A 2,025-nucleotide genomic window follows, 5' to 3' on the forward strand; every position below is an offset into this window, starting at 1 on the left:
GACCCCGGCTGCCCAGTTCTACATACACCCAACGCTTGGCAATGATACTACTAACCTTGGTACTTCACCCGCTCAGCCATTTAAGACCGTGGAGAAGGCCCTGACCTCCACCGCAGTTCAAACGGCAGCCAGCCTTGGTGGTGGGACAAATGTGATTGTGACGATCTTGGACGACGGAACAGAGACACCCACGGCTAACGTTACCAGTCTTGCTTTGGCAAGTGGATCCGTCACGGTGGTTCCTGACAGTGGCGTTAACTTTATTCTCAATTTGAATAACCAAACTTTAACCCTCAACAAGGGCTATAAGCTCCAGGGGTTCCAGATCATCAGTGGGGATCCTAATACTGCCGCCGCCGCAGCCGCCATCACCCTTAACGCCGCAGGTACTCCTCTGAAAGACATCAACATTAACTGTACGGGTATTACCACTAGTGGGGGCACTTCAGTTGGACAAGGCGACAAATGTGTTCACGTGCCAAACACCGTCGGGGGCACTGTCATTCTCGACAACGTAGATATTTCTATTCCAAGCAACAAGGACTTCGTTACCGGTATTTTGCATGAGGGCATTGGCACTCTCAAGGTAATAAACGGTAGCTCTGTTGTGGCTGCAGGATCAGGGAATGCTCAGGACGTTGTAGGTATTTACGGGAAAACGACTTCCGGCTCTGTGGAGGTGAGTGGCAGCACCGCAAGCTTGAGCGCGATTACAGCCACTGGAGGGAATGTTTTCTCTATTCTCCTATCAGGCCCCATTGCTTCTGGAAAAGTGGAGGGAGGATCGTCAATTCAAGTCAGAGAAGGAAACTCATCGTCTGAAATAGCAATTGGGGTTTGTGTTAACGCTAGTGGCACTGGCACTGTGACTGTGCAAGGTAACACCTTCACGAATACTGGGGGAGCAGCCAGTAGCATCGGTATCTGTAGAGCCGGAGGAACTGTAACCAATACTAGCAACACCTTCGACAACTTTGCTTCAGGCAAAGATTTCGTAACCTCCGGCTGCACTTGCCCCTAACCTCTCCCATCTCTTCTCTCTTTTGGCCCCCACGGGGGGCCTTTTTCTATACCAAAGTGGCCCTGCCGGACAACAGCCAGCAGGGCCATCCACAGTTTAGGTTTTGTCCTAGGGCAACAGCCGCGTCTCGCCGCCAATGGGCCCAAAGATGGCGTCGTCGCCCAAGAAGAGCCATTCTCCTGTCGGCGCCAGGCGGCGGCCTTCTGGGGGCAGCTCATAAGGATCCGCCGCCGCAAGATTGATGCCAGTAAATCCCAGATCCTGCATGGCCGCTGCCGTAATGCGGCTAAGAGCGGGGCGCAGGGGAGGAGGGGCCAGGACAGGCGTCATCAGCTCAAGACCCAACGTCCTTCGCCAGTGACCTTCTGGTGGCCTCTCCAGCTCCACCGGCACATTGCCAAGTCCGCCGAGGCTGTTGTACTGAGCCGTGGCCTGAGGGCCCGCAAAGCGCGGGTTGTTGGTGCCACTGTTACGGAGAAGGGAATCCCAGTTGCGTATGGTGCCAAAGCCGAGAACATGGCCCAACTCGTGCAGAACCACGTGGAATAGTCTTCCATCAGCTTCTACCCTGGCCAGATCGGCAGGATCCAGCCCTACCATACCATAGGGGAAAGTGCCGCTCCCAGGCCGGGGAGAGCCACAGGGGCCACCTTGGCCAACGACCTCCCCCGGAGCGCTAGGGTAAGAGAGAAGCCGGGCGCCGGTCACCTGCACCAAGATGTCGTCCACCCGGCGATTGACCAGCGCTGTTGGCGGGAAACCACCTGGGCAGAAACCGGCCTGTAGCGTTACGGCAACATCGGGCAGATCGCCGGTGATGATCTGCTCCCAGCGCCGGGCCGCTTGCAGAACAATGTCGCGCTGGGAAGGGCTGAGGCTATTGTCGATAAATTCAACCTCGATGTTGAAGCCGCCAGCAGGGGGAGGGGGAGAAGCTGTGGGAGAAGGAGTGGGAGAAGCTGTGGGAGAAGGAGTGGGAGAAGCTGTGGGAGAAGGAGTGGGAG

At 56.3% G+C, this 2,025-nt stretch carries 2 pseudogenes; one reads left to right on the plus strand and one right to left on the minus strand.

From position 1 onward, the window contains the following. A pseudogene (locus tag NW863_RS12875) lies at nucleotides 1–1,021 on the plus strand (hypothetical protein); the annotation flags it as partial. A gap of 108 nt (nucleotides 1,022–1,129) precedes the next feature. Here NW863_RS12875 and NW863_RS12880 read toward each other — a convergent pair. Continuing rightward, a pseudogene (locus NW863_RS12880) lies at nucleotides 1,130–2,025 on the minus strand (peptidase M8); the annotation flags it as partial.

This window comes from Synechococcus sp. B60.1 (assembly GCF_047462555.1).
Classification (GTDB): Bacteria; Cyanobacteriota; Cyanobacteriia; order Thermostichales; family Thermostichaceae; genus Thermostichus.